This window comes from Rhizobium sp. AN5, assembly GCF_900215255.1.
GTDB lineage: Bacteria > Pseudomonadota > Alphaproteobacteria > Rhizobiales > Rhizobiaceae > Agrobacterium > Agrobacterium tumefaciens.
In genome coordinates, this window is sequence record NZ_OCMJ01000003.1 from 1,320,701 (window position 1) to 1,347,557 (window position 26,857).

Annotated in this window: 28 protein-coding genes; 24 read left to right on the forward strand and 4 right to left on the reverse strand. The window is 58.0% G+C overall.

Going from position 1 to position 26,857, the window contains the following annotated elements; genetic code table 11:
* The first annotated feature begins 113 nt into the window (after nt 1-113).
* Genes CRP02_RS09530 through CRP02_RS09540 form a run of 3 tightly spaced genes read left to right on the forward strand, consistent with a single transcriptional unit; the run spans nt 114 to nt 2,679 of the window.
* Complete coding sequence (locus CRP02_RS09530; RefSeq protein WP_097170908.1) at nt 114-1,133, forward strand: cupin domain-containing protein; 1,020 nt, start codon at nt 114-116, stop codon at nt 1,131-1,133.
* Between the two features lie 31 nt (nt 1,134-1,164).
* On the forward strand, nt 1,165-1,683 hold the full coding sequence (locus tag CRP02_RS09535; protein WP_097170909.1) for a Dps family protein: 519 nt from the start codon (nt 1,165-1,167) through the stop codon (nt 1,681-1,683).
* A gap of 24 nt (nt 1,684-1,707) precedes the next feature.
* Nucleotides 1,708-2,679 carry an alpha/beta fold hydrolase gene (locus tag CRP02_RS09540; protein WP_174004097.1) on the forward strand — a complete coding sequence of 324 codons (972 nt, stop codon included), beginning with the start codon at nt 1,708-1,710 and terminating at the stop codon, nt 2,677-2,679.
* A gap of 85 nt (nt 2,680-2,764) precedes the next feature.
* Here CRP02_RS09540 and CRP02_RS09545 read toward each other — a convergent pair whose 3' ends face one another.
* Nucleotides 2,765-3,718 (reverse strand): LysR family transcriptional regulator, encoded by a 954-nt coding sequence (locus CRP02_RS09545; protein WP_097170910.1) that lies wholly within the window; start codon nt 3,716-3,718, stop codon nt 2,765-2,767.
* A gap of 47 nt (nt 3,719-3,765) precedes the next feature.
* On the opposite strand from CRP02_RS09545, the gene CRP02_RS09550 reads away from it, so the two are divergent.
* Together CRP02_RS09550 and CRP02_RS09555 are read left to right on the forward strand one after the other, a co-directional pair.
* The gene (locus tag CRP02_RS09550) at nt 3,766-4,089 is read left to right on the forward strand and encodes a nuclear transport factor 2 family protein (RefSeq protein WP_065658415.1); all 324 of its coding nucleotides are present in this window, start codon (nt 3,766-3,768) and stop codon (nt 4,087-4,089) included.
* Nucleotides 4,086-4,865, forward strand: coding sequence for an SDR family oxidoreductase (locus CRP02_RS09555; RefSeq protein ID WP_097170911.1), 780 nt, complete (start codon nt 4,086-4,088; stop codon nt 4,863-4,865). The genes CRP02_RS09550 and CRP02_RS09555 overlap by 4 nt, the downstream gene beginning before the upstream one ends.
* A gap of 21 nt (nt 4,866-4,886) precedes the next feature.
* Here the strand turns inward: CRP02_RS09555 and CRP02_RS09560 are convergent, their stop codons facing one another.
* Nucleotides 4,887-5,354 carry a MarR family winged helix-turn-helix transcriptional regulator gene (locus CRP02_RS09560; RefSeq protein WP_097170912.1) on the reverse strand — a complete coding sequence of 156 codons (468 nt, stop codon included), beginning with the start codon at nt 5,352-5,354 and terminating at the stop codon, nt 4,887-4,889.
* Between the two features lie 143 nt (nt 5,355-5,497).
* Between CRP02_RS09560 and CRP02_RS09565 the strand changes: the two genes are divergently transcribed.
* The 3 genes from CRP02_RS09565 to CRP02_RS09575 all read left to right on the forward strand — a co-directional run bounded on the left by CRP02_RS09565 (nt 5,498) and on the right by CRP02_RS09575 (nt 8,243).
* Nucleotides 5,498-6,289, forward strand: a complete 792-nt coding sequence (locus tag CRP02_RS09565; RefSeq protein ID WP_097170913.1) for an alpha/beta fold hydrolase — start codon at nt 5,498-5,500, stop codon at nt 6,287-6,289.
* A 187-nt stretch (nt 6,290-6,476) separates the two neighbouring features.
* Nucleotides 6,477-7,457 carry an alpha/beta fold hydrolase gene (locus tag CRP02_RS09570; protein ID WP_019566822.1) on the forward strand — a complete coding sequence of 327 codons (981 nt, stop codon included), beginning with the start codon at nt 6,477-6,479 and terminating at the stop codon, nt 7,455-7,457.
* A gap of 75 nt (nt 7,458-7,532) precedes the next feature.
* Complete coding sequence (locus CRP02_RS09575; protein ID WP_097100407.1) at nt 7,533-8,243, forward strand: gamma-glutamylcyclotransferase; 711 nt, start codon at nt 7,533-7,535, stop codon at nt 8,241-8,243.
* Here CRP02_RS09575 and CRP02_RS09580 read toward each other — a convergent pair.
* Entirely contained in the window at nt 8,230-9,129 is a 900-nt protein-coding gene (locus tag CRP02_RS09580; RefSeq protein ID WP_003519235.1) for a LysR family transcriptional regulator, read from the reverse strand. The two genes, CRP02_RS09575 and CRP02_RS09580, sit on opposite strands and share 14 nt — an antisense overlap.
* Nucleotides 9,130-9,249: 120 nt before the next feature.
* On the opposite strand from CRP02_RS09580, the gene CRP02_RS09585 reads away from it, so the two are divergent.
* The 13 genes from CRP02_RS09585 to CRP02_RS09645 all read left to right on the forward strand — a co-directional run bounded on the left by CRP02_RS09585 (nt 9,250) and on the right by CRP02_RS09645 (nt 23,434).
* Nucleotides 9,250-10,182: a VOC family protein gene (locus CRP02_RS09585; protein WP_097099629.1), complete on the forward strand. Its 933-nt coding sequence runs from the start codon at nt 9,250-9,252 to the stop codon at nt 10,180-10,182.
* Between the two features lie 57 nt (nt 10,183-10,239).
* Nucleotides 10,240-11,157 (forward strand): LysR family transcriptional regulator, encoded by a 918-nt coding sequence (locus CRP02_RS09590; protein WP_013762169.1) that lies wholly within the window; start codon nt 10,240-10,242, stop codon nt 11,155-11,157.
* 723 nt (nt 11,158-11,880) lie between these two features.
* Nucleotides 11,881-12,570, forward strand: a complete 690-nt coding sequence (locus CRP02_RS09595; protein ID WP_013762171.1) for a hydrolase — start codon at nt 11,881-11,883, stop codon at nt 12,568-12,570.
* Between the two features lie 62 nt (nt 12,571-12,632).
* Entirely contained in the window at nt 12,633-12,920 is a 288-nt protein-coding gene (locus CRP02_RS09600) for a XapX domain-containing protein (protein ID WP_003519470.1), read from the forward strand.
* Entirely contained in the window at nt 12,920-14,902 is a 1,983-nt protein-coding gene (locus CRP02_RS09605) for an amidohydrolase (protein WP_097170915.1), read from the forward strand. The genes CRP02_RS09600 and CRP02_RS09605 overlap by 1 nt, the downstream gene beginning before the upstream one ends.
* 173 nt (nt 14,903-15,075) lie before the next feature.
* Nucleotides 15,076-15,519: a DoxX family protein gene (locus tag CRP02_RS09610; RefSeq protein ID WP_097170916.1), complete on the forward strand. Its 444-nt coding sequence runs from the start codon at nt 15,076-15,078 to the stop codon at nt 15,517-15,519.
* Nucleotides 15,516-17,114, forward strand: coding sequence for an MFS transporter (locus tag CRP02_RS09615; RefSeq protein WP_097170917.1), 1,599 nt, complete (start codon nt 15,516-15,518; stop codon nt 17,112-17,114). The genes CRP02_RS09610 and CRP02_RS09615 overlap by 4 nt, the downstream gene beginning before the upstream one ends.
* Before the next feature lie 116 nt (nt 17,115-17,230).
* Nucleotides 17,231-17,842 (forward strand): hypothetical protein, encoded by a 612-nt coding sequence (locus CRP02_RS09620; protein ID WP_097099622.1) that lies wholly within the window; start codon nt 17,231-17,233, stop codon nt 17,840-17,842.
* A 216-nt stretch (nt 17,843-18,058) separates the two neighbouring features.
* A complete protein-coding gene (paoA, locus tag CRP02_RS09625; protein ID WP_003518348.1) occupies nt 18,059-18,697 on the forward strand; it encodes an aldehyde dehydrogenase iron-sulfur subunit PaoA in 639 nt (212 codons plus the stop codon).
* Entirely contained in the window at nt 18,694-19,644 is a 951-nt protein-coding gene (locus tag CRP02_RS09630) for an FAD binding domain-containing protein (RefSeq protein WP_097170918.1), read from the forward strand. Before paoA ends, CRP02_RS09630 begins: the two co-directional genes overlap by 4 nt.
* A 5-nt stretch (nt 19,645-19,649) precedes the next feature.
* Complete coding sequence (paoC, locus tag CRP02_RS09635; RefSeq protein ID WP_097170919.1) at nt 19,650-21,848, forward strand: aldehyde oxidoreductase molybdenum-binding subunit PaoC; 2,199 nt, start codon at nt 19,650-19,652, stop codon at nt 21,846-21,848.
* Complete coding sequence (locus tag CRP02_RS09640; protein ID WP_097170920.1) at nt 21,838-22,797, forward strand: XdhC family protein; 960 nt, start codon at nt 21,838-21,840, stop codon at nt 22,795-22,797. The genes paoC and CRP02_RS09640 overlap by 11 nt, the downstream gene beginning before the upstream one ends.
* Nucleotides 22,798-22,828: 31 nt before the next feature.
* Entirely contained in the window at nt 22,829-23,434 is a 606-nt protein-coding gene (locus CRP02_RS09645; RefSeq protein WP_323455342.1) for a nucleotidyltransferase family protein, read from the forward strand.
* Between the two features lie 281 nt (nt 23,435-23,715).
* Here CRP02_RS09645 and CRP02_RS09650 read toward each other — a convergent pair whose 3' ends face one another.
* Nucleotides 23,716-23,919, reverse strand: a complete 204-nt coding sequence (locus CRP02_RS09650; RefSeq protein WP_003518333.1) for a cold-shock protein — start codon at nt 23,917-23,919, stop codon at nt 23,716-23,718.
* Nucleotides 23,920-24,423: 504 nt separating this feature from the next.
* Here CRP02_RS09650 and CRP02_RS09655 point away from each other — a divergent pair.
* The 3 genes from CRP02_RS09655 to CRP02_RS09665 are packed head-to-tail and all read left to right on the forward strand — an operon-like array spanning nt 24,424 to nt 26,857.
* The gene (locus CRP02_RS09655; protein WP_019566835.1) at nt 24,424-25,536 is read left to right on the forward strand and encodes an ABC transporter ATP-binding protein; all 1,113 of its coding nucleotides are present in this window, start codon (nt 24,424-24,426) and stop codon (nt 25,534-25,536) included.
* Nucleotides 25,533-26,183, forward strand: coding sequence for an ABC transporter permease (locus CRP02_RS09660; RefSeq protein WP_019566836.1), 651 nt, complete (start codon nt 25,533-25,535; stop codon nt 26,181-26,183). Before CRP02_RS09655 ends, CRP02_RS09660 begins: the two co-directional genes overlap by 4 nt.
* The gene (locus CRP02_RS09665) at nt 26,180-26,857 is read left to right on the forward strand and encodes an ABC transporter permease (protein ID WP_097170922.1); all 678 of its coding nucleotides are present in this window, start codon (nt 26,180-26,182) and stop codon (nt 26,855-26,857) included. The genes CRP02_RS09660 and CRP02_RS09665 overlap by 4 nt, the downstream gene beginning before the upstream one ends.

Below are 26,857 nucleotides of genomic sequence, written 5' to 3' on the forward strand. Positions count from 1 at the left end.
GGCTAGACACTATACTTAGGTGTCAGTCCGACTAACCAAGCATTGGATACCGCGCGACCAGATCCTCGCCTACAACCATCTCGTCAAACAAACGAAGTGGGCAGGAGCTGAAGATGCAGATTTCAAAACATGTTCTTTCTCTCAAGGACCGGCCTGCAGCCTTCGAAAGCCCGGCGGGATCGATCATGCGCCTTGGTCGCGATCAGCTGCCAATCCTCAAAGGCCTTTCAATACGCAGGCTGGTGCTCACGGCACACGCGATCAGGGAGCCTCACTGGCATGCGAATGCCAATGAACTGGGCTACTGTGTCCGCGGACAGGCACTGGTGACTGTCGTCGGCAATCATGGCAGCCGCGACGTCTTTCTTATCGGCATTGGCGAAATGTTCTTCGTTCCGTCAGGCACGGTTCACGCGATTGAAAATACCGGTGAGACGGAGGCGGAGTTCATCCTTGCCTTTTCGAACGAGGATCCGGAAGATTTCAGCCTGTCTGGCGCCTTCGACGTGATGTGCGACGCCGTGCTGCTGAGCACATTCGAGTGGCAACCGCAAAAGCCGCCGAGTTTTGGCAGGCTGAACGCGAACACAGAGATATTCGACCTGCAGGCCCAGCCAGCCATTGAAAAGCAGGCGCTTCATCCAAACAGGCTCAAATTCCGTGTCGAGGAGTCAGCGCCGCACGTATCGTCGCCGGCGGGCTCTGCCAGGACCGCGCAGGCTCCGGCTTGGTCTGTTCTCGATGGTCTTTCGATGTTTTCTGTCCGCATCAGCGAGATTGGCCTGCGCGAACCGCACTGGCACCCCGAGACCGCCGAAATGGGCTATGTGCTCGAAGGGACCGGTCAGATGACAGTCCTTGATCCCGATGGAAGCGCTGACACCTATTCGATCCATCCGGGCGACGCCTATTTCGTGCCGCCGGCTTACCCGCATCACATCGAAAACGCCGGCAGTGGCACACTGCATATCCTGATTTTCTTCAGTCGCAGCGCGCCCCAAGATATCGGTTACCGAGCAGCGGCGGCCGGTTATTCACGCAATGTGATCGCTAGCCAGTTGGGCCTTTCCGAGCAAGCCCTCCTGCCTCTTCCTGTCGATATCGACGATCCGCTGATCGTTGCACGGCTCTGAAACCCTGAAATCCAACCCAATGGAGACTACCATGAACCGCACCCTCGCTGAAAAACATCGCAAGTCGCCTCTTGCAACACCGACTGCCCTTGGCACGAACGCAACCGCCGATATTTCTGGTGCGTTGACGGCGCTGCTGGCCGATGTCTTCGCGCTTTATCTCAAGACGAAGAATTTTCACTGGCATATGAGCGGTCCGCATTTCCGCGACTACCACCTGATGCTGGACGAGCAGGGCGAGCAGATCTTCGCCATGACGGACGACATTGCCGAGCGAGCCCGCAAGATCGGCGGCACCACACTTCGTTCGATCGGCCATATTTCCAGGTTGCAGCGGCTTCTCGACAACGACGCCGATTTCGTGACCCCGGCGGATATGCTGGCCGAGCTTCGCGACGATAACCTCACACTCGTCTCGCTGATGAAGGCGACACACAATCTTTGTGAAGACCATGGCGACATCGCAACCGCCAGCCTGATCGAAAACTGGGTGGATGAGGCAGAGCGCCGTGCCTGGTTCCTGTTCGAAAGCACCCGCGGCGCCGAATGAGCGCGCGAAATTTCGGAGAGGCCCATGATCAACGAACTTTCACTGTCCCGTCGGCAGGTCCTGTTGGCCGGCACCACGGTTTCTCTGGCCTTGGCCATGCCGGCGATGGCTTCCGAAAAGAAAATTTCCCGTAACCCAGAAGGAATTGCATCGATGACCACAAATTTCGTCACCACCAAAGACGGCGTAGAGATCTTCTTCAAGGACTGGGGTCCGAAGGATGCACAGCCGATCGTCTTCCACCATGGGTGGCCGCTGTCGTCAGACGACTGGGATGCCCAGATGCTGTTCTTCCTCAGCAAGGGCTATCGTGTGGTGGCTCACGACCGCCGCGGCCATGGACGCTCCAGCCAGGTGAGCAATGGTCACGACATGGATCATTACGCTGCTGATGCCTCCGCCGTCGCCGAATATCTTGACCTGCGCAATGCCGTTCATATCGGCCACTCCACAGGCGGCGGCGAAGTCGCTCGGTACGTCGCACGGCATGGTCAGCCACAGGGCCGCGTGGCAAAGGCTATCCTCGTCAGTGCCGTTCCGCCGCTGATGCTGAAAACAGCAGCCAATCCTGACGGCACGCCGATGGAAGTCTTCGATGGGTTCCGTAGCGCCCTGGCAGCCAATCGCGCGCAGTTCTTTCTCGATGTTGCGTCGGGCCCATTTTATGGTTTCAACCGGCCGGATGCGAAAGTTTCGCAGGGGGTGATCGACAATTGGTGGCGCCAGGGGATGATGGGCAGCGCCGTGGCGCACTATGAAGGTATCAAGGCGTTTTCGGAGACAGATCAGACCGAAGACTTGAAGGCGATTACCGTTCCCACGCTGGTGACCCAGGGTGATGACGACCAGGTCGTTCCCTACAAGGCCGCCGTGGAGCTTCAGGCCAAGCTGATCAGGAACAGCACGATGAAGATCTACAAGGGCTTCCCGCACGGGATGCTGACCACGCATGCCGACGTGATCAATCCAGACCTGTTGGCCTTCATTAAGGCTTGATTGTTTCCCTATCCCAAGACGCGTGTGGCGGCTTCCCAAAGGGCCGCCCCAAACACTTATTCACTACAAATGCGAGGTCAGCGGGTTAGTCAGCCGCTCGTCGCGAAAGCTCGCGGGCCAGATCAAGAAACGCTTTCACCCCAGCCGACAGATTTCGGCGCCCGGGATAGTACAGGCAGAGCCCCGGATAGGGTGGTGTCCAGTCCTCCAGCACCCGGACAAGGCGCCCGGCCCTGATCTCGGAAAGCACTTCCTCTTCCATGGTATAGCCCAGGCCGGTACCTTCCAGCACCGAAGTCCTCACAAGGCCCGCTTCATCGAGTGTGATCGGGCCTCGCACATCGATTTGCACCGGCTCGTCATCTTTTTCAAACCGCCATCGAAAAAGGGAGCCGTCCGGCAAGCGGACGCGAATGCATCTGTGATTGAGAAGATCCGGAGGAACCGCGGGTTTGGGATGTTGTGCGAAATAGTCCGGAGAACCAACAACAGCGTGGCGCTGGGGCCGGCCGAGCGAAACCGCAATCATGTCGCTGGGAACGAGACCTGCCACCCTGACGCCCAGATCAAAACCGTCATTGACGATATCAACCATTTTTCCTTCCGTGACCAGATCGACATTCATCTCGGGATAGCGACGCAGGAACTCAAGCACGAGCGGTGAGATGATGGCGCGTGCTGCAAACGGTGCCGCATTGATGCGTATCGTTCCAGACGGTGTCTCGCGTTGAGAGCGCACCGTTTCCAGAGCGGCATGAAGGTCCTGAAGCGAAGGCGCAACCTGCTGTACAAAGAGCCTGCCGGCATCTGTCAGCGAGACGCTGCGCGTGGTGCGATTGAACAATCGTACGCCGAGCCCCGCCTCAAGCCTGCCGATGGTGTGGCTGAGCGCAGTTGTGGACATGCCGAGATCGATAGCCGCTGCGCGAAACGTCCCGCGTCTGGCGATCGCGATGACTGCTTCGAGTTCCCTAAGGTTTAACTGTTCCATTATCCCGATCTGTTCAACATCACGTGCATATTTATCCCACTTATCCATGCAATGGTAGAGCACTAACTTAGGGGCACCTCACAAGGAGAAATAAGATGGATATGCCCCAAGTTGTGAATATGTATTTTGACGCCGACACCCGCAACGATGCCGACGGGCTGTTGCAAACGCTTGATGTCGATGCGGTGGTCGAGGACGAGAATGCCCGCTATCAGGGCACTGCCGCCATCCGTCAATGGTGGGTGGCCGCCAAGAGGTCGGCTCAGTATGTTGCCGAACCTGTGGAAACCACGGTTGACGGTGACAAGGCACTCGTGCGGGCGAGGGTGAGTGGCAAGTTTCCCGGTAGTCCGGTGATGCTAATCCATGCCTTCACGATCAAGGACGACAGGATCGTCAGGCTGGAGATCCGGTCATGACCGACTTTCTCAATCTGAAAGGCAAACGCGCACTCATTACGGCTGGAACCAAGGGTGCTGGCGCTGCGACCGTCAGCCTGTTTCGCGAACTCGGCGCAAAGGTGCTGACGACAGCGCGTGCCCGTCCGGAAAACATGCCGGAAGAATTGTTCGTCGATGCGGACCTGAGCACCGAAGAGGGATGTGAAATCGTCGCAGAGGCCACGCGGCGGCGCCTTGGCGGCGTCGATGTCATCGTCCATATGCTGGGTGGCTCCTCAGCATCGGGGGGCGGCTTTTCTGCCCTGTCGGAGAATGACTGGGACAAGGAAATGTCGCTGAACCTTTATCCGGCTGTCCGGTTGGATCGGCAACTGGTCCCGGATATGGTCGCCCGGGGAAGCGGCGTCGTCGTGCATGTGACATCCATCCAGAGAGTCCTGCCACTTCCGGAATCGACAACAGCCTATGCCGCAGCAAAAGCGGCACTTTCGACCTATAGCAAGGCGATGTCGAAGGAAGTGTCGCCCAAAGGTGTGCGCGTCGTTCGGGTTTCGCCGGGCTGGATCGAAACGGAAGCCTCCGTCCGCCTTGCAGAGCGCCTGGCGAAGCAGGCCGGAACTGACCTTGAGGGTGGCAAGAAGATCATCATGGATGGACTGGGCGGCATTCCGCTCGGCCGCCCGGCAAAACCGGAAGAGGTCGCAAACCTGATCGCCTTCCTTGCTTCCGACCGCGCGGCCTCGATTACTGGTACCGAATACACAATTGATGGGGGGACGGTGCCGACAGCGTAGGTTCCGAGATGCGCCTGCAGATCAGGCGGGCGCGTCCCACCCGCCGATCTGTGAATAGATCGCGTCGCGGAGATGGCGGACGTCGTGGTTCAGATCGGCCAGCTCCTTTGGAGTTTGCATTGAAGCTGCAAGCAAGGTGTCGCTGAGGCAACCCGCCCTGTGCTGCAATGCGCGGCCTTCCTCGGTCAACGCGATGACCACCTGCCGCTCATTGCTGAGGTTTCTGGTCCTGCGCAATAAGCCGGCTGTCTCAAGGCGCTTCAAGAGCGGCGTCAGTGTGCTCGATTCCAATGCGAGGGCGTTTGCAATGGCGCCAACGGTTTGCTCATCTCTGCTCCAAAGCACGTTTAGCACGAGATATTGCGGGTACGTCAGCCCCAGCTCATCCAGAAGGGGCTTGTAAGCGCGCTGGATGGCAATGCCGGCAGTATAAATTGCGTAGCACAGCTGGTCGTGCAAGGGCGGTGGATTGTTGTGACTTATGGTCATTCTAGGCTCCTTCACACATACATATAGCCAATCATACGACAAAAATAAATATCGCGATAAGAATTATCTTGACGGAAGCATCGACATCTGTCAGCCTATGTATATCGCGATAACAGTTATCGCAAAATAAAAAGGAAGAAGCCATGACACGCAAGTCCGCAGCCGCCCTTTCTGCAATTGCCGCCGCCGCATTGTCTGCCGCACTGCCGGCAAACGCTGCCGACACCATTTCCCAGAACCAGTCCGTAAAAAACGTCGTGCTCGTCCATGGCGCTTTCGCTGACGGCTCTGGCTGGAAGGGTGTCTACGACAATCTCACAAAGCGTGGTTACCGCGTGACCATCGTCCAGAATCCCCTGACTTCTCTCGCAGACGACGTTGCCGCCACAAAGCGTGCTCTCGAGCGGCAGGACGGTCCGGTCATTCTGGTCGGACATTCATGGGGCGGCACCGTCATTACAGAAGCGGGCGTTGATGAAAAGGTTGCTGGCCTCGTCTATGTCTCTGCGCTCTCACCAGATGTCGGCGAAACGACAGCCCAGCAATATCAGGGGTTTGCTCCCGCATCGGAATTCGTCATCGAAACCACGAAGGATGGCTTTGGATATGTCAGCCCGGCAAAGTTCAAGGCTGGTTTTGCTCATGACGTTAGCGATGCCGATGTTGCGTTCATGAGGGACGCTCAGGTCCCGATCAACATGTCGGCGTTCGGCACGAAGCTCGAACATGCTGCCTGGCGCACCAAGCCCAGCTGGGCTGTGATCGCTACCGAGGACAAGGCATTCGACCAGGCAATGCTGATCCATATGGCCGAACGCATCAAGGCCAAGATCACCAAGGTCTCAGCAAGCCACGCCCTGTTCATGACGCAGCCGACGGTCGTCGCTGATACCATCGATGCTGCCGCCAAGGCCGTCTCGGCAAAGCAGAAATGATAGATTCCGCGTTATCGGGACAATCCGCACTGTCCCGATAACGACCGGAACGTATTGTTTCGAATTTCACAACAAACTATGAATTATTAGTTCAATTGTTGTGCCCGCGACTTGGTAGCAATATCCACGCATCAGACGAGCAACGGCGTCGCCTGAAACACGAAACCATACATTTGCAGGACGTGAGATGACCCAGAACGACTTTTCCATAACGCGCCGTGGCGCACTGCTTTCAGTTGGTGCAGCCGCAGCGGCGATGGCCATTTCACCCGTATTCACCTTCGCAGCAAACGCTGCCCCCACCAACACATCAATCGAAGGAAACAAGACCATGGGTACTATCACCACCAAGGACGGCGTCGAAATATTCTACAAGGATTGGGGCTCCAAGGATGCTCAGCCCATCGTCTTTCATCACGGCTGGCCGTTATCGTCTGACGACTGGGATGCCCAGATGCTGTTCTTCCTCGCCAACGGTTACCGGGTCGTTGCCCATGATCGCCGTGGCCACGGACGCTCTGCCCAGGTTTCCGAAGGGCATGATATGGACCACTATGCCGCCGACGCTTTCGCCGTCGTCGAAGCGCTGGATCTGAAAAATGCCGTGCATATCGGCCATTCCACCGGCGGTGGCGAAGTGGCGCGCTATGTGGCGAAGTTTGGTCAGCCGGCCGGTCGTGTCGCCAAGGCCGTTCTGGTATCGGCAGTCCCACCGCTGATGCTGAAGACCGCAGCCAATCCCGAAGGCCTGCCGATCGAAGTGTTCGACGGCTTCCGTTCGGCGCTGGCGGCCAATCGCGCGCAGTTCTTCCGCGATGTCCCGGCCGGCCCGTTCTACGGTTTTAACCGCGATGGCGCCAAGGTTCAGGAAGGCGTAATCCAGAATTGGTGGCGCCAGGGCATGATGGGCGGTGCAAAGGCGCACTATGATGGCATCAAGGCCTTCTCCGAAACCGACCAGACGGAAGATCTGAAGGCAATCACGGTGCCGACGCTCGTTCTCCACGGCGAAGACGATCAGATCGTTCCAATCGCGGATTCTGCACTGAAGTCCGCCAAGCTGCTGAAGAATGGTTCCCTGAAGACCTATCCCGGCTTCTCGCATGGCATGCTGACCGTGAATGCCGATGTCCTGAACGCCGATCTTCTGGCATTCATTCGATCCTGACGATAAGAGGTGGCCGTGGCGGAACCTGCCACGGCCACTGATGCAATCCTTGCCGCACTACCGATCGAGACGACGATGCAGTTGACGCCCGAGCTTGTAGCCCTGACCATCAGAGACGTCCGTGACGACGGCCCAGAGCCGGGCTGGACGCCGTTATCTGAAACAGAACTTCACGCTCTGGTTGCCGCTATCGAGCGTGAAGCCGATAGCGATCCAATCTGGGTGTTTGCATACGGTTCCCTGATCTGGAATCCTGAGTTCAAGCCAGCCGGCAGGCGACGCGCCACCGCCCATGGCTGGCATCGTTCGTTTTCCCTGAAAATCGAGCGCTGGCGGGCAACGAGCGCGCAGCCAGGTCTGATGATGGCGCTTGAGCGTGGTGGACAGTGCGACGGTGTCATCCTGCAACTCTCGTCCGAGCGGCGGCGTGACGACCTTCGAGCTCTCGTCGCCCGCGAAATCAGGTATCGGGAAGTCATCGACATGGTGCGCTGGGTAAAGGTCAAAACGCCTGACGGCATCCAGAAGGCTCTGACATTCTGGGCGAGCACAAAGCGCGCGGGTCTGACGGCGCCGCTACCGGTGGAAACGACGGCAAAACTGATCGCCAGCGCCTGCGGAGAGGGCGGTTCCTGCGCCCAGTATCTGCACAACACGATCGTCGATCTTCAGGCAGAGGGCATTCGCGATCGAAACCTCTGGCAGTTACAGGCGCGGGTCGCGGCCGAGATCTCCGCACAGCAAGGACGCTGTGGCGGGACAGTCCGGGATATCAATCAAGCATGACCATCTGCGCCGCAACCTGTTCCTCGAAGAATTTGGAGAAGGATGCAATGCGGGGAGGCAGAGCCTGATAGGGCGGGTAGTAGAGGGTCAACCACAGATCGGGTGGGGCCCAGCCCTTGAAGACGTGCACGAGGCGCCCACTCTTGAGGTGTTCCGAGACATGAAAGTTCGGCAGCATGGCAACGCCTGCTCCATCCGCGGCCATGTCGGCCAGAACCTCACCATTATTGGCGCTGAAGGCGCGCCCTGCCGATATCGTCATGCTCGAGCCGCCGTCCGAGAGCACCCAGTTCTCCCGCCGGCTTTCGCCGCTATAGGCGAGGCAATCGTCTGGCGTCAGCTCGTTCGGATGCTGCATCTCGACAAACCGACTTCCCGGTGCCGCAACCAGAATGCGCGGCACGACGCGGATTTTCCTCCATATCGTGAACTTGTCCGATGGCTGAGACGAGATGCGGATCGCCAGATCGTAGTCATCATCAACGATATTCACCAGTCCGTCGGACAGTGATATCTCGAAGCCCATCTTCGGGTACCGCTCTTTGAAGCCGGAGAGGATCGGTGGGAGCACCGCCTTGCCAAACCACGTCGGCGCACTGATCCTGAGACGCCCTTCGTCGGCTTTGTGAGCGTTCATCACGTCACGGCGCGCTTCTTCAAGCGTCTTCACCGCGGGCTGAATCTGGGCGGCGAATATCGCACCGTCTGTTGTCAGCGACACTTGCCGGGTCGTACGGACAAACAGCTGAACGCCGAGTTCGGCTTCAAGTGCCGCAATAGCCCTTGTGACTGCAGCCGGCGTCATGTCGAGTTCGCGGGCAACCTGGGCGAAATTTCGCTTTTCGGCCGCAAGGAGGAAGGTTCGCAGAGCTTTGTAATCGTTCATTGGGATTGTTTCAAAAAGAGCAACGCAGTCGAAATGAATATTGCAATTCTCTGGCGTGATCAATCGGCCTAGATATTCGTCAACAGCCAAACACTAACGGCGACATTGAAAGGCAAGGACATGATCAAGGATATCAAGGGACTGCATCACGTAACCTCAATGGCTTCGGATGCGCGTCAGAACAATCGCTTCTTCACCGACACACTGGGCCTGCGTCGCGTCAAGCAGACCGTTAACTTCGACGACCCGAACGTCTACCACCTTTATTATGGTGACGAGAACGGCTCCGCAGGCACCGTCATGACCTACTTCCCGTTCCCGAACATGATGCTGGGTCGTCCCGGTGTTGGTGAGGTCGGGGAAACCCAGTTCTCCGTGCCAAAGGGCGCATTGAAATTCTGGCAGGATCGGTTTACCGCGCACGGTGTCGATGGCTTGAAAACTGACACCGTCTTTGGCGCCAACAGACTTCAATTCATGGGTCCGGACGGCGACAGTCTGGCGCTGATTGAAGCTGCCGATGACAACCGCGCGCCGTGGCTGGCAGACGGCATTCCGGGCGATGCAGCTATCCGCGGTTTTGCCGGCGCCCGGTTCAGCCTGCACGATACTGCCGCGACAGAAGAGCTTCTTGGTTTCATGGGGTATCAACGCGCCGAGAAGGAAGGTGACGTGACCCGCTTTATCATTCCCAATGGAAACGGCGCCGATACGATTGATGTCGCAGCACTGCCGAAAACGTCGTTTGCCCGTCAGGGCGCCGGTTCGGTTCACCATATCGCCTTTGCCGTCGAAAACCGCGAAAAGCAACTCGAAGTTCGCAAGGCACTGATGGACACCGGTTATCAGGTTACGCCCGTCATTGACCGCGATTATTTCTGGGCAATCTACTTCCGCACACCAGGCGGCGTGTTGTTCGAGATTGCCACGAACGAGCCGGGGTTTGACCGGGACGAGGACACGGCACATCTGGGCGAGGCGCTTAAGTTGCCGAGCCGGTATGAAGCGTTCCGTGACCAGATCCAGGCAAATCTCGAGCCGCTGACTGCCTAACAACCCCCGCTCACTGGTGTCTGTGGCAACTGATCGGGCTTCTATGGAGAAATGCCAATGGATCAATTGGGAGCAATCAGAGCCTTTGTTCGCGTCGTCGAGGCCGGATCCTTTGCAAAGGCTGCCAGCACGATGGGTGCGCCACGTTCCACCGTGAGCAAGCTTGTTCAGGATCTTGAGGCCAGCTTGAGCCTCAAATTGCTGGAACGAACGACACGTTCACTCACGGTGACACCCGAGGGCGTTGCTTATTACGAGCGCGCCCTCCGGCTGATCGCCGATTTCGATGAAATGAACAACGAGGCGACCCGCGGGCGCCTTGCCACCAGGGGAAAACTTCGTGTTGACGTAGGAGGGACCTTCGCCAATACGATTCTGATCCCTCGGTTGCCAGAGTTTTACGCGCTCTATCCAGAGATCGAGTTGCACCTGGGTGTGACAGAACGTCAGGCCGACATCGTTGAAGAGGGAATAGATTGCGTCATTCGTGCCGGAGATCTGCCCAGCGCATCTCTTGTTGCGAAGAAACTATGCAGCGTCGAGATAGTCACCTGCGCCACCCCGGCGTACCTCGAAAAATACGGCGTGCCAGCTTCGCCATCGGATCTGCAGCGTGATCATGTTTTCGTTCAGTACTTTTTCGCGCGCAGCCTGAAGGCAGCACCAGTGCGATTGATGAATGGTGACGAGAAAATAGAAATCTACAGCCCCATCAAGCTCTCCACCAGTGATGCGACTGCGCATTTGCATGGAATATTAGCGGGGCTGGGTATTGGACAGACATTTGAATTCTTGGCACGCGCCCACATCGCTCGCGGCGCACTGGTCCCCATCCTGCAAGATTGGGCGCCACCACGTTATCCTGTCCACATAGTTAGGCCAGCGGGCCGGTTTCCGAGCGTGAAGTATCGGGTATTTGCAGACTGGGTTGCGGGCGTGTTTTCTGCCTACGACGAGGGTACCGCCACGTCCTGATAGCTTTATCCATATCCATGGATAGTTACTCCACAACGGCGGGCTTCTCCACGTTCTCCTTTGACGATATCCCACGGCTGATGTGAGCCCGTGGCTCTATCCCGAATGGGAGTAGGCTGTGACAGGCTTGGCTCCTTGGTCGCACGAACCCACCTGCAATTTGGAATAACGGTTGTTCAGATCAAGTATAAGGCGACGTGATCGCGATATGGGGCGTCAATGCCAACGGTGACCCGCCATCTTGTCGCGTCAATACTCAACGGCAGACTGCCAAGCATTACGCGGCTCACACACCGCGCAACGGTTGTTCACTGGCAGTGCCGCGCAGGGCAAATTCAACCAAATCGCTTCCCACCGAGCAGCGAAATCAAGGACGCTGCAGAGGTCTTCAACGCCGACTCTGCGCATCAAATTTCCTTCAGAAGTTTTCGGAACGAGTGGCCGCGTATCGCAGCCCCGTGCGAAGTCCGCCGCTCAGCCGGATCGAGAGATTATTGTTGCGATAAAAGCAATTCATTCGTAATTAATATTGCAATTCTACGGGGTCGCAAGTCGCGCTACCTTTTCTTTCAGCAGCCGAGGCAGCAAGCGAAAGAAAGCATCGGTTTCAACCTCCCGACGGTCTTGGAAGCTGTGTCCCTGGGCACGGCATCCGACCGAAAGGTCCTGCTCATTTCATAACCGGCCGCATTCGCGGTCCAAAACAACCGAAGAGGAATTGACATGTCCAAGCTTGAAGTTCTTACCCCCGCCAACAGCCAGCTCATTTTCATCGATCAGCAGCCGCAGATGGCATTCGGCGTTCAGTCGATCGACCGCCAGACCCTGAAGAACAACGTTGTTGGCTTGGCCAAGGCTGCCAAGATTTTTAACGTGCCAACCACGATTACCACGGTTGAGACCGAGAGCTTCTCCGGCAACACCTTCCCCGAACTTTTGGCCGTCTATCCGCAGAATGACATCCTTGAACGCACCTCGATGAACTCCTGGGATGATCAGAACGTACGCGATGCGCTGGCGAAGAATGCTGCCAACGGCCGCAAGAAGATTGTCGTCTCCGGTCTGTGGACCGAAGTCTGCAACACGACCTTTGCACTCTCTGCTTTGCATGACGTTCCGGAGTACGAAATCTACATGGTCGCCGACGCTTCCGGCGGCACCTCTTCCGATGCGCACAAATATGCAATGGACCGCATGGTGCAGGCTGGCGTCATACCCGTCACCTGGCAGCAGGTCTTGCTCGAATGGCAGCGCGACTGGGCTCGCAAGGAAACCTACGATGCGGTCACCACACTGGTGAAGGAGCATTCCGGCGCTTACGGCATGGGCATCGATTACGCGGTCACTCACGTCCACGGCGGTGCCGAACGCGTCAGCCATGGCAAGCGCATCGGCCCGAACCCCGCGAAGTAAGCCAGATCAACCGCTCCGGTGACGCATCGGAGCGGTTGTCCGTTTTAACGAGGATGACTCTCATGAAAATCTATCTTCTGTCTCTTGGCGCGGGTCTGCTGGTCGGCATCGTCTACAGCCTGCTCAACGTGCGTTCGCCTGCTCCGCCCGTCATCGCGCTTGTCGGCCTGCTCGGCATTCTCGTCGGTGAGCAGATCATCCCGCTCGCCAAATCGCTCTGGAGCAAGGAGCCGGCAGCGGTTTCCTGGCTCCAGCAGGTGAAGCCGCACATGTTCGGTCACATGCCGAAGGGCGGAAATTCTCCGGAGATTGCCCATCGTTCGCAAACCAATTTGGAGGAGCGGAGCTGATGACGACGCGCCGAACCTTCCTTGGAGCGGCCTCGAGCCTGGCGTTTTCGAACCTCTTCTCAAAGGCCAATGCCGCCGATCCCAACCAGACCGGAATAGATACCATGCACCCAGACCTGATCCTCCATAACGGTCGTTTCACGACCCTTGACCGCACCAATCCAAACGCGACCGCGGTCGCCATCAAGGATGGACTGTTTCTTGAAGTCGGTTCAGACAGCGAGGTCATGTCCCTTGCTGGTTCCAACACCAGGATCGTCGATCTCAAGGGCAAGCGCGTCCTGCCCGGCCTCATCGATAACCATACCCACGTTGTGCGTGGCGGGCTAAACTACAATATGGAATTGCGCTGGGACGGCGTGCGCTCGCTGGCAGATGCAATGGACATGCTCAAGCGCCAGGTGGCGATAACGCCAGCCCCGCAATGGGTGCGTGTTGTCGGCGGGTTCACCGAACACCAGTTTGCGGAGAAGCGTCTGCCGACGATCGAGGAGATCAACGCGGTCGCGCCAGATACCCCAGTATTTCTGCTGCACCTCTATGACCGCGCGCTCTTGAACGGCGCTGCACTCCGCGCCGTCGGTTACACCCGCGATACGCCCAATCCACCCGGTGGCGAAATCACCCGTGATGCGAACGGCAATCCGACTGGCTTGCTACTGGCCAAGCCTAATGCCGGCATTCTCTATTCCACCCTTGCCAAGGGACCCAAACTGCCTCTCGACTATCAGGTCAACTCCACCCGCCATTTCATGCGCGAGCTCAATCGTCTTGGCATAACGGGTGTGATTGATGCAGGCGGTGGCTTCCAGAACTACCCTGATGACTACGAGGTCATTCAAAAACTCTCTGACGAGAACCAGATGACGGTGCGTCTGGCCTATAATCTCTTCACCCAGAAGCCCAAGGAAGAAAAGCAAGACTTTCTCAACTGGACGTCTTCAGTCAAATACAAGCAGGGCAACGACTATTTCCGTCATAACGGTGCCGGCGAAATGCTGGTCTTCTCCGCGGCTGACTTCGAGGACTTTCGCCAGCCACGTCCGGAAATGGCGCCGGAAATGGAAGGCGAACTCGAAGAAGTGGTGCGCGTTCTGGCCGAGAACCGTTGGCCATGGCGCATGCACGCCACGTATGACGAGACAATCTCCCGTTCGCTTGATGTCTTCGAGAAGGTCAACAAGGACATTCCGCTTGAAGGTTTGAACTGGTTCTTCGACCATGCCGAAACCATCTCGGACCGGTCCATCGACCGCATTGCGGCCCTTGGTGGCGGCATCGCAACCCAGCATCGCATGGCCTATCAGGGCGAATATTTTGTCGAGCGATATGGCCAAGGCGTTGCCGAAGCGACTCCACCGATCCGAAAGATGCTCGACAAGGGCGTCAACGTTTCCGCCGGCACGGATGCGACCCGCGTCGCCTCCTACAACCCCTGGGTCTCGCTGTCCTGGATGGTGACCGGCAAGACGGTTGGTGGCATGCAACTCTATCCGCGTGCCAACTGCCTCGATCGCGAGACGGCTCTGCGGATGTGGACTGAAAAAGTCACATGGTTTTCGAATGAAGAAGGCAAGAAAGGCCGTATCGAGAAAGGCCAGTTCGCCGACCTTGTCGTTCCCGACAAGGACTTCTTCTCCTGCGCCGAAGACGAGATCTCGTTCCTGGTATCGGAGCTGACCATGGTTGGCGGCAAAATCGTCTATGGAGCGGGTGACTTCAAAACGCTCGACGAGAACGACGTGCCGCCTGCAATGCCCGACTGGTCTCCAGTCCGCAAGTTTGGCGGGTATGCTGCATGGGGCGAGCCGGAAGGTGCTGGCGCGCGTTCTCTAAGGCGCACGGCGATCTCGACCTGTGGCTGCGCCAGCGATTGCGGCGTGCATGGTCACGACCATGCGGGAGCCTGGACCTCGAAACTGCCAATCGCCGACCTCAAGGGTTTCTTCGGCGCTCTTGGCTGCTCTTGCTGGGCAGTCTGATCCTGTCCTCGCTTGGGTGACTTTTGTTCGCCCAAGCGATCCGACCCCATAATTGCAATATTGGCAATTAAATCGAAACTATTGCTGCAATTGTTGGCAGAGCGATCACCGGCCAATATCGCTCCATCAAACGCGGCCGCTCGATCACGTCAGCGACCAAAAAGGAGCAGGATATGACCTACCAATCCCCTATATCGAATTCGGCCTTGAGCGGACTTGCACGTGTCGTCGGCTCTCCCATTACGAGAACTGTATCGCTGCTTGCTCTCTGCGCTGCCTACATCCAGGGTCCACTCACCAAGATTTTCGATTTCAATGGCGCGCTTGGTGAGATGAATCATTTCGGTCTGCACCCTGCCGCTCTCTTTGCCGTCGTCGTCATCGTGTTCGAGCTTACGGCCTCCGCGATGGTGGTCTCGGGCTTCCTGCGCTGGGCAGGCGCACTCGCACTTGCAGGCTTTACGCTTCTCGCAACGTTCATTGCTCTTCGCTTCTGGGAAATGGCGCCCGGTATGGACCGCATGATGGCAACGAACGCCTTCTTCGAACACATCGGTCTGGCCGGTGCATTCATCTTCGTTGCAGCGGCCGACCTTGCAAAGGGAGCGGGTAAATGAGCGCCGCGAAAACATCCGGGGGCACTTTTGCTCCTCTCGCACAGCCCGTCTTCGCGGTCCTGTGGATTGCAACGGTTCTCGGCAATACCGGAAGCTTCATGCGCGATGTCGCAAGCTCATGGCTGATGACGGACCTCTCGGCATCGCCTGCTGCAGTCGCCATGGTTCAGGCGGCCGGAACATTGCCGATCTTCCTGCTTGCGATCCCTGCAGGCGTTCTCACCGACATTCTGGATCGCCGCAAGTTCCTGATTGCGGTCCAGCTCCTGCTGGCCTCCGTGAGTATCTCGCTGATGGTTCTGTCCCAGACGGGAATGCTCTCTGTTAGCGCACTGATCGGCCTTACCTTCCTCGGCGGCATTGGTGCCGCATTGATGGGCCCGACCTGGCAGGCGATTGTTCCTGAACTGGTGAAACGCGAGGACGTGAAGAGCGCTGTCGCTCTCAACTCCCTCGGCATCAATATCGCTCGTTCCATCGGCCCAGCTGCTGGCGGTTTGCTTCTGGCAGCGTTCGGGGCGGGGATCACGTATGGCGCAGACGTTGCCAGCTACATCTTCGTTATCGCAGCTCTGGTGTGGTGGCCACGTGCCAAAAACGCCAACGACGCTCTACAAGAGAACTTCTTCGGCGCGTTCAGGGCTGGCCTACGTTACACTCGCTCAAGCCGCCCCCTGCATGTCGTCCTTCTTCGTGCCGCCATCTTCTTCGCATTCGCCAGTGCCGTCTGGGCACTTCTTCCGCTGGTTGCCCGACAACTGCTGGGTGGTGATGCCAGCTTTTACGGTATCCTGCTTGGTGCGGTCGGTGCCGGTGCGATCGGTGGAGCATTGGTCATGCCGAGGCTACGCGAACGCCTGAGCTCGGATGGTCTGCTTCTTGGCGCAGCGGTGATCACCGCAGTCGTCATGGGTGTCCTTTCGCTCGCCCCGCCGAAGATCGTCGCCATTATCGCTCTTCTGTTCCTCGGTGGTGCTTGGATCACCGCCCTGACGACCCTGAACGGGGCAGCCCAGGCTGTTCTGCCCAACTGGGTGCCTGGGCGTGGCCTTGCTGTCTATCTGACCGTATTCAACGGAGCCATGACGGCGGGCAGCCTCGGCTGGGGTGCTGTGGGCGAAGCCGTTGGAATTCAAACGACATTGCTTATCGGTGCAGCTGGCTTGCTCGTTGCGGGGGTCATCATGCACCGCGTAAAGCTCCCGGCTGGTGACGCCGACATGGTGCCGTCCAACCACTGGCCGGAACCGCTGGTCGCCGAGCCTGTTGCTCATGACCGTGGTCCTGTCCTGATCCTCATCGAGTACAAGGTCGAGAAACAGCATCGTTCAGCCTTCCTGCGTGCTCTCGACCACCTGTCTCAAGAACGCCGCCGCGATGGTGCATATGGGTGGGGTGTGACGGAAGACTCCGCCGATCCGGAAAAGATCGTTGAGTGGTTCATGGTAGAATCCTGGGCTGAGCACCTCCGCCAGCACAAGCGGGTTTCCAACGCCGATGCAGACGTGCAGGGAAAGGTTCTGACCTACCATGTTGGTCCGGACAAACCCGTCGTTCGTCACTTCCTGACGATCAATCGGCCAGGGGCGGCGTAAACATTCCATAAAAAGGGCGGCTCTGGCCGCTCTTTTTTTATGCCATTTGACGCAGGAAACTTGGAGCCGACTAAACTTTTCTCATTCATCCGTTGTCGTGAAAAGGTACCAGATGGATGTCGGCCATCCTCCCCGCCAGAAAGGCGCGACCAAACGGCGCATATACGGATCGATTAACCGGCTCTTGCTGCATTCGAAGCGAAAAAGCCGCAATCCAGCTTTACAACTGTCTGAAAGACGTGGAGGAGCGTGGCACCGTGAAACATCCTATCCCAGCGCTGTTTGTATGTATGGCGTCGCTCGTCGCCTCAGCCGCCCCCGTTTTCGCAAATTGCTTTTCTCTGGTTGGGCGGCCTGAATGGCCGATCATTGCAGGGGCAGTTTCCTCAGCACAGGTTTGTGAGCAGCTCCCAGCCGGACCCAACCAAACTCGCAGTTTCCACGTGCAATCCGCAGAACTTTGCCGTGGCGCGGACCAAAACTCCACTCTCAGAGCTACGGCTATCGTTACTTGCGAAAGCCCTCCCGACGCGCTTTTCGAGATGCCACCGATGCAGTCGGAGATTGCGGTGATCGTTTCAGTCAACGAAAGAGCATGCAAAATCACCGATGCTCAAATTCAGATCGGCGGTGAGCTGGGAAGCCTCCTGCCCGGCACGGTGGATGCCAGCGAACTCGCGAGGCGCTGGACGGGGTCGCAATTGTCGCAACTCTGCCAGATGCGTTAGTTTTATGATCGTGTGGTCTACTCTCTCTCGAAAGAGAGCCTGGGTGACAGTGGGCGGCTGACGGTGGCTGCCCCATGGATCGCTTATGCCGATTTATGAGCCTCGCTAATAAGTGTTAGCGAAAAGGCGCATCTAATCATCTTCTTTTACCTCCCTATGTTGAGATATGGCGTTTCTCCGAATGCGCCAGGCCATCAACAACGAATGGAGCTGGAGATGAGAGATCACTCACATTTGGAACTTTCGCGGCGGGACTTACTTGTTTCCTCGGCGGCGGCAATTGCTGTCACGGGAGTTGCGGCAAAAGGAGCCGCAGCACAGTCCTCGGGGGAAGAAATGAATTTCAAGACAAGTGTTTCCTTCAAAGTGAACGGCGAGATGCATGATCTCGAACTTGACAATCGCACGAGCTTGCTCGACGCCTTGCGCGAGCACCTTCATCTAACCGGCACAAAGAAAGGCTGCGATCACGGACAGTGTGGCGCTTGTACCGTGATGGTGGATGGACGCCGGATCAATTCGTGCCTGACGTTGGCTGTGATGCACGACGGTGACGAGGTCACCACCATCGAGGGCCTCGGACAGCCTGGAAACCTGCATCCCATGCAAGCCGCATTCATCAAACACGACGGTTTTCAGTGTGGCTACTGTACTCCCGGGCAAATCTGTTCCTCCGTGGCGGTCTTGGAGGAAATCAAGTCGAATATCCCAAGCCACGCCACTGCAGACATTTCCGCAAAGGTTGAAGTCACCGCGGCAGAAGTTCGGGAACGAATGAGCGGAAACATCTGTCGATGCGGCGCTTACTCGAACATTCTCGATGCAATTGCCGAAGTCGGGGGGATCGAAGCATGAGAGCCTTCACATACGAGCGAGCCACAACGGCTCAGGCGGCAGCGAAAGCGGCAGCAGCCAATCCGGAAGCCAAATTCATCGCCGGCGGGACAAATATCCTGGACTTGATGAAGCTGGAGATCGAGCACCCGGCGCATCTCATCGACATCAATGGAGTTGGTCTCGACAAGATCGAAACCACCTCTGATGGCGGTTTGCGCATAGGGGCTCTGGTCCGCAATACCGATCTGGCAAGCGACGAGACTGTCCGTCGTGACTATGGTTTGCTTACTCGCGCCCTCGTCGCCGGGGCGTCCGGTCAATTGCGAAACAAGGCCACCACCGCGGGCAATCTCCTCCAACGCACGCGCTGTCCGTATTTCTATGACACCAACCAACCGTGCAATAAGCGGCAGCCGGGAAGCGGATGTTCGGCCCTTGGCGGTTTTTCGCGACAGCATGCAGTCGTCGGAAGCAGCGAATCCTGTATCGCCACTCATCCCAGCGACATGGCTGTTGCGATGAGGGCGCTCGACGCAACCGTCGAAACGGTCAATGGCGACGGCCGTAGCCGCGCAATCCCGATCGCAGACTTTCACAGGCTTCCCGGCGATACGCCACACATCGAGACGGTCCTGGAGCCGGGCGAGTTCATAACTGCGGTCACGCTGCCGAAGCCAATTGGGGGCAAGCATATCTATCGCAAGGTACGCGATCGGGCCTCCTACGCGTTTGCGCTCGTATCCGTCGCTGCGGTGATCCAGCGGGATGGCACCGGTCGCGTGGCTGTCGGTGGCGTCGCTCACAAGCCCTGGCGAACAGGCTCAGGTGACCAGGAGCTGAAGAGCGGTGCAAAAGCCGCAAGCGCGGCACTTCTCGGCGACGCGCGCCCGACGGAGCAAAATCGCTTCAAGATAACCCTCGTGGAACGAACGATCGGTGCGGTGATCGCAGAGGCAAGGGGATAACGATCATGAAATTCGACACACCTGCAAGCAACAATCCCATCGACCGGATGAAAGTCGTCGGTCAGCCTATCCCCCGCATTGACGGCCAAGAGAAAACGACGGGCCGAGCAATGTATGCCTATGAATGGCATGATCCGAACATTCCTTACGCCTACGGGTATCCGGTCGGTGCCGCGATTGCGAAGGGCCGTATCCGGTCGATATCGACCAACGCTGCAAAGCGGGCCCCCGGCGTTTTGACGGTCGTCACCACCTTGGACGTGGGCAAGCGCGAGAAGGGCAAATTCAACACAGCCAATCTTTTTGGTGGCGATGAAGTCCAGCACTATCACCAGGCGGTGGCGGTGGTCGTCGCAGAAACCTTCGAGCAGGCGCGCGCCGCAGCTTCGCTTGTGACAGTAGAATATGAAACTGCGCCCGGGAGCTTCGATCTCAAGAAGGCCAAGGACAGTGCGGTCAAGCCCGACGAGAAGCAGCAGCCAGACACGGCAGTCGGTGACTTCGAGGGAGCCTTTAAGAGCGCACCGATCACTCTCGATGAGAGTTATACCACGCCAGATCAGTCACATTCCATGATGGAGCCCCATGCGTCCATCGCTGCGTGGCATGGCGATAAACTGACCGTTTGGACGTCCAGCCAGATGATCGATTGGTGGCGATCCGATCTGGCGACTACACTCGGTATCGACAAGGACAATATCCATTTGATGTCGCCATTCATAGGCGGGGGTTTCGGGGGTAAGCTTTTCTTGCGAGCCGACGCGGTGCTTGCTGCCTTTGCAGCAAAGGCTACTGGACGTCCGGTCAAGGTCGCGCTTCCCCGTCCGTTCATAGCGAACAACACGACGCATCGGCCGGCGACGATCCAGCGTATTCGCATTGGAGCGACACAGGACGGCAAAATCACCGCGATTGCTCACGAAAGCTGGTCGGGTGACCAGCCTGGGGGCCAGCTGGAAACGGCTGTCAATCAGACACGGCTGCTCTACGCGGGTGAGAACCGGATGACTGCCATGAGACTGGCCACGCTTCACTTGCCCGAAGGCAATGCGATGCGGGCGCCCGGCGAAGCGCCGGGGTTGATGGCCCTCGAGATCGCCATAGACGAGATAGCCGAAAAGGCGGGCGTCGATCCGGTCGAGTTTCGGATACTCAACGACACTCAGGTCGACCCTGAGAAGCCCGAGCGCGCTTTTACCCAAAGGAACCTGGTCGGCTGTCTCAAGCTCGGGGCGGAACGGTTTGGCTGGAACCAGCGCGGCAAGCCGGGGTCCCGACGAGAAGGAAACTGGCTTATCGGATCGGGTGTTGCAGCCGCTTTGCGAAACAATCTTCTCCTCCCATCCGCAGCAAGGGTTCGGCTCGGCGCGGACGGCATTGCAACGGTTGAAACCGATATGACGGATATCGGGACCGGCAGCTATACCATCATCGCACAAACAGCAGCTGAGATGCTGGGCCTGCCGGTCGATCGAGTGGCCGTTCAGCTGGGCGATTCCCGCTTTCCGGTTTCGGCGGGGTCGGGCGGGCAGTTCGGCGCGAACTGTTCTACCTCGGGCGTCTACGCGGCCTGCGTGAAGCTTCGTGAGGCGGTGGCGCAGAAACTCGGCTTTAACACTGACGACGTCGTGTTCGAGAATGGACAGGTTCGATCTGGAAACCGTTCGGTGGCGCTTACGGAGGCGGCTGCGCCAAACGGCCTTGTTGGCGAGGATGGAATGGAATGGGGCGATCTTTCCGAAGCCCATCAACAGTCAACTTTCGGTGCCCACTTCGTGGAAGTCGGTGTTGACGTGGCAACGGGTGAAACGCGCATTCGACGCATGCTGGCCGTCTGTGCGGCCGGACGAATCCTGAACCCGATAACAGCGCGCAGCCAGGTTATTGGTGCCATGACAATGGGTGTGGGTGGAGCCCTGTCCGAGGAGTTGGCGGTCGATACGAAGCAAGGCTTCTTCGTCAATCACGATCTGGCTGGCTACGAAGTTCCGGTGCATGCTGACATTCCTCATCAGGAAGTGATTTTCATGGACGAGGCAGACCCCATGTCGTCGCCGATGAAGGCCAAGGGCGTTGGCGAGCTTGGTCTCTGCGGGGTTTCTGCAGCCGTCGCCAACGCAATCTATAATGCCACCGGGGTGAGGGTGCGTCACTATCCTGTGACGCTAGACAAGATCATAGGCGGGCTGCCGGATGTTGCATGACGACATCGCCGCCCTTACGGATATCTGTCCTCAGGAGGATATCCAAGCTGCGACAAAGCCGACGCCGGTCAGGTCGTTGCTCACCGACGATACGGAAGAAATATTTGGCTTTGCGATAAGGGAGCTTGCAAAGGGCAGGGTGGCACTTGCCACCCTTGTCGAAATTCGCGGGGGAGCGGCTCGCGCGCTTGGCTCCCATGTCGCCGTTGCGGCCGATGGTCGTTTTTGTGGCTATGTGTCGGGGGGCTGCATCGAGGCAGCGGTCGCTTCCGAGGCGCTCGACGCAATGGGCGAGAACAGAGATAGGGAGGTGAAGTTCGGATTAGGCTCCCCCTTTTTCGACATTGCCCTGCCGTGCGGTGGTGGAATTACCGTGTCGATCCACGTGCTGCAAAATACCGAGATGTTGAGCGGCGTTCTTGAGCAGCTTTATCAGCGCCGGACCACGGGCCTGTGCTACACGAGGCAGACCCAACAGCTCGAGATCGTCGAGCCGCCATCGCGGGCCGGTTACGCCGACGACCGCTTTCTCACGGTCTATCGGCCGCGCACGCGTGTCGTGATTTCCGGTCAAAGTATAGAGGCCGAGAGGGCCGCTGATATAGCCCAATCTTCCGGCTACGAGGTTGTAGCCTGCACAGCGAGCGAAAAAGTTGTGCCCGATATCGATCAGTACACCGCCATTGTTCTTCTCCATCACGACCTCGATGCAGAGCAGGTCGTTCTGCAAGCCGCGTTACGGTCACCCGCGTTTTACGTCGGCGCCTTGGGGAGCACCCGTACACACCGTAGACGGGTCGATTTCCTTGTCAGCTCCGGTTTCTCCCGGGCAGATACTGATCGGATAAGGGCGCCGATCGGGCTTTTCGGGCCAACCCGCGATGCGAACTCTCTTGCCCTGTCCATCCTTGCCGACATCGCGGCGAGCCGCTTGTCCCTCTATGCGTGAGGTTCGGTGTGGAAGCGGCAGGAGAAGGCGAGTGTCAGTTGCCGTGGTTGTCCTGGCCGCTGGACGATCGAGCAGGATGGCGGGTGCCGGGCACAAGCTTCTTGCGCGTTTTCGGGAAACCAGTCTGGTTCGTCGGGCCGCATTGGCAGCTGTTGGGGCCGGCAGTCGTTCTGTGCTTGTTGTGACCGGATACCGAAGCTCGGACGTCGAGGCCGAAATTGCAGGGCTCGACCTGAACATCGCGAGAAACTCCAACTTCGATGACGGGATGGCAAGCTCGATCGTGCTTGGCGTTCAACACGCCGCCTTGCAAGATCCTGATGGGATTATGATCATGCTTGCGGATATGCCGCTGCTTGAACCTGCGGATATTGACGCACTCATCGGCGCTTTTGCGGAAAGAAACGGAAAGGCGATTATCCGCGCGGTGTGTGGCGGAGATCCGGGAAACCCGGTTGTCTTTCCTCGCGCAGCATTCCCGCAGCTCATGGAGCTTATAGGCGACAGCGGCGCGCGCAAGATAATCACGCAATGTGGTCTCGACGTCATCGACATCGAGATCGGCGAAAGCGCCAAGGTGGACATAGACAACACAGAGCAGCTCGTTGCTTTAGGTGGCCATCCAGAAATCGGCTGATCATCGAGGTTTCTGCTGCTCCAAGGCGGGCTCGTGCGACCGTGCTGGAGCGGGCATTGTCGGCTTCTGGACTGCGATGCCATCTGCCAGACATGCACGCAATGCTTCGCGAAATGGGCTGTCGGTCGGCCAAGTCTACCTTTTCGGCCGCCCCATCGACGCCGAAGTTTTCGCAGCCAGCTTGGCACGGATTGGGAGCGACGGGGTGGAAACAGCCTAAGGTCAGCGGGAGTAAGCATGGATTTGGCCCCGCGAGTAATCGCGGAGCCAAGAGACGCTGATCAGATGAGGCTGACGTTCTCGGCCTTGGACTTTCCAGTCTTGCGGTCCTGTCCCACATCGTAGCTGACCTTCTGGCCATCCTGAAGAGAACCACCAAACCCTACGGCGGAGATGTGGACGAATACGTCCGGGCCGCCGTTGTCCGGAGTGATGAAGCCGAAGCCCTTGTCCTGTGCGAAAAATTTGACGGTACCTGTTGCCATGTTATCCTCGTTAATTGAATACGACGCGGTAATACTATTGTTCGATGGCCTTGGCCACAAGGCTTTATGGCCTTCTCGAGCCAAGTCGCCGTGGATGAGTGGCTTTCAAAAACGCCTGTTTTGCGGTCTCAGTCACGATCAGCAAGCGATCTGTTGAATTTCAGCACGATTTAATTCGTATTTCCATTGTGCTCCCGCGCACAAAAAATCGAAGCAACGAGTTGCTTATGAACAAATTTGTCGTGTTGAGCGGGCCTGATCCTGGTCGGCAAAGCAGCGCAGTTTGAAGGCGTAGACAGTTGCGGCCGCCGAGATCGCTTGCTCTATGTGCATACAACGTCTTTATAGCGGTCAACATGCTTAAAGTTTAGTCGTTTCCAGGGTTGCGGATATTTTCATCGATCTATCTTGCGGACGCGCTATTTGCGTGCTTGTATAGACAACCTAGGCAGTCATCACAGTTGCCGGGCCTGAAGGCGCAGACAGAGCGCAGGAGAGATTTGCATGATCGTCTTCGACAACGTCACCAAGCAATATGCGGGTGCGGCTACTGCCGTAAACGGTTTGTCCCTGACGGCGCCAAACGGCAAGCTGACCGTGTTCGTAGGCCCTTCGGGTTGCGGCAAAACCACATCCTTGCGGATGATCAATAGGTTGATCGTACAATCGTCCGGTTCGATCCTTCTTGACGGCGAACCGACAGATGGCATGGACGTGGCACTGCTGCGCCGTCGTATCGGTTATGTCATCCAGCATGCCGGGCTTTTCCCCCATCGCACCGTTGTTCAGAACATAGCGACCACTGCGCGGCTAAACGGGGCGCCAAAGGAAAAAGCACTGCGCACGGCGCATGAGTTGCTTGAGCGTGTAGGGCTGACCGCCGCCTTTGCCGATCGCTATCCGTGGCAGCTTTCGGGTGGCCAGCAGCAACGCGTCGGCGTTGCACGTGCACTCGCTTCCGATCCCAAGTTCATGCTGATGGACGAACCCTTCAGTGCTGTGGATCCCGTCGTTCGCACACAGTTGCAGGACGAATTTCTTCGCTTGCAGCGTGAGATTGGCAAGACCATCATCATGGTGACGCACGATATAGACGAGGCGTTGAAGCTTGGCGATCAGGTTGCTGTTTTGCGTGCTGGCGGAACGCTTGCGCAGATCGCCACTCCAGAGGAATTGCTGGCGCGCCCGGCAGATGCCTTCGTGGCGGACTTTATCGGCCGGGACAGAGGGTATCGCTTCCTGAGTTTCGCCGAATTTGATGGTGCAGTCCCTCTCGGTGCGGAGCCGACAGCCTTGCTCGGCGCAACACCGGACAGCCTTCGTGGCGTTGCAACGGATCGCTGGGTTCTGGTGACTGACGCCGAACATCGTCCCATCGGATGGGCCGATGCGCAGGGTCTCAGGCAGCCACTGCGTGAGGGAGATCTCAATCTCAGTGGTACGCTGGCGCCGGAAGGCAGCAGTTTGCGCCATGTGCTCGATGCAGCGTTGAGTTCGCCCTCCGGCCGCGGGGTCATCGTAGGGTCAACGGGCCAGCTTGTCGGCACCGTCACACTCTCTGATGTCGCCAAAGCCATCGAAGCCGCGCGGGTCGGTCGCTTCGGAGGTCAACCATGAGGTTCGATTGGCTCTACCGGGAATCCGGGCGGATTTTCGAGCTTTTCATCTGGCATCTCGGCCTTTCGGTCATCCCGGTGGTGATCGGCCTGCTTCTTGCGTTGCCGCTCGGCTGGATTGCGCAGCGGGCCGGTTTATTCCGCTCGACCCTGCTGGGGGTTGCCGGGCTTCTTTACACAATTCCGTCGCTTGCGCTGTTCGTCCTGCTGCCGCTGGTGCTCGGCACCCGTATACTCGATCCGCTAAACGTCGTCGTCGCGCTGACGATCTACGCGTTGGCGCTTCTGGTGCGAACAGTGAACGATGGTTTGGAATCGGTTTCGCCAGACGTCCTCCAGGCGGCGAATGCCATGGGCTACAGACAGGTTGCGCGTCTGGTGATGGTGGAGCTACCGCTCGCGGTCCCTGTGATTGCCGCCGGATTGCGTGTGGCCGTGGTTTCCAATGTCAGCATCGTTTCCGTAGCGGCACTGGTTGGAACGCCGCAACTTGGTCTGCTCTTCACGCAGGGGCTTCAGCTGCGGTTCCTGACGCCGATCATAGCAGGCATCGTACTCTGCGTGCTTCTCGCAGCCTTGCTGGACGGGCTTGTGCTGTTCATTTCACGCCGCCTGACGCCGTGGCAGCCAGGGAGTGCCGCGCGATGATCGAATGGTTTAGCGATCCCGCTCACTGGACAGGGAGTGATGGTGTCATCGTTCTCGTCGGTCAGCATCTGGCTTACAGCTTTGCGGCCCTTTTTCTCGCCTGTCTGATTGGCTTGCCGGTTGGGCTTTATGTGGGACACACGGGACGCGGTGTCGTCTTCATTGCGGGTCTTGCAAATGCGCTGCGCTCCCTTCCAAGCCTTGGCCTGATCGCGCTTCTTGTGATTGTTTTTGGCCCCGTTTTCGCATCCGATATGGCTTTTATCGTACCCAGCCTTATCGTGCTCGTGCTTCTGGCCGTGCCGCCGATCATGACTGGCAGTTACGCCGGGATCGCGGCGGTGGATCCCGCTGCGGTGGATGCTGCAAGAGGCATGGGGAAACGTCCGCTCGATATTATGTTCGATGTTGAACTGCCCTGCGCTCTGCCATTGATCTTTTCCGGTCTGCGCAGCGCCACGCTTCAGATCATCTCGACCGCAACCATCGCCGCTTATGTTTCTCTTGGTGGTCTCGGTCGCCTGATCATCGATGGGCGGGCGCAGAACGATTATTATCAGATGGCCGCAGGTGCCGTTCTCGTCGGCGCGTTGGCCCTGACCGTGGATCTGATCATCGGCGTCATATCGAGGGTCACCGTTTCACCAGGCCTGACGCGTCGAGCGAAGCGGTAG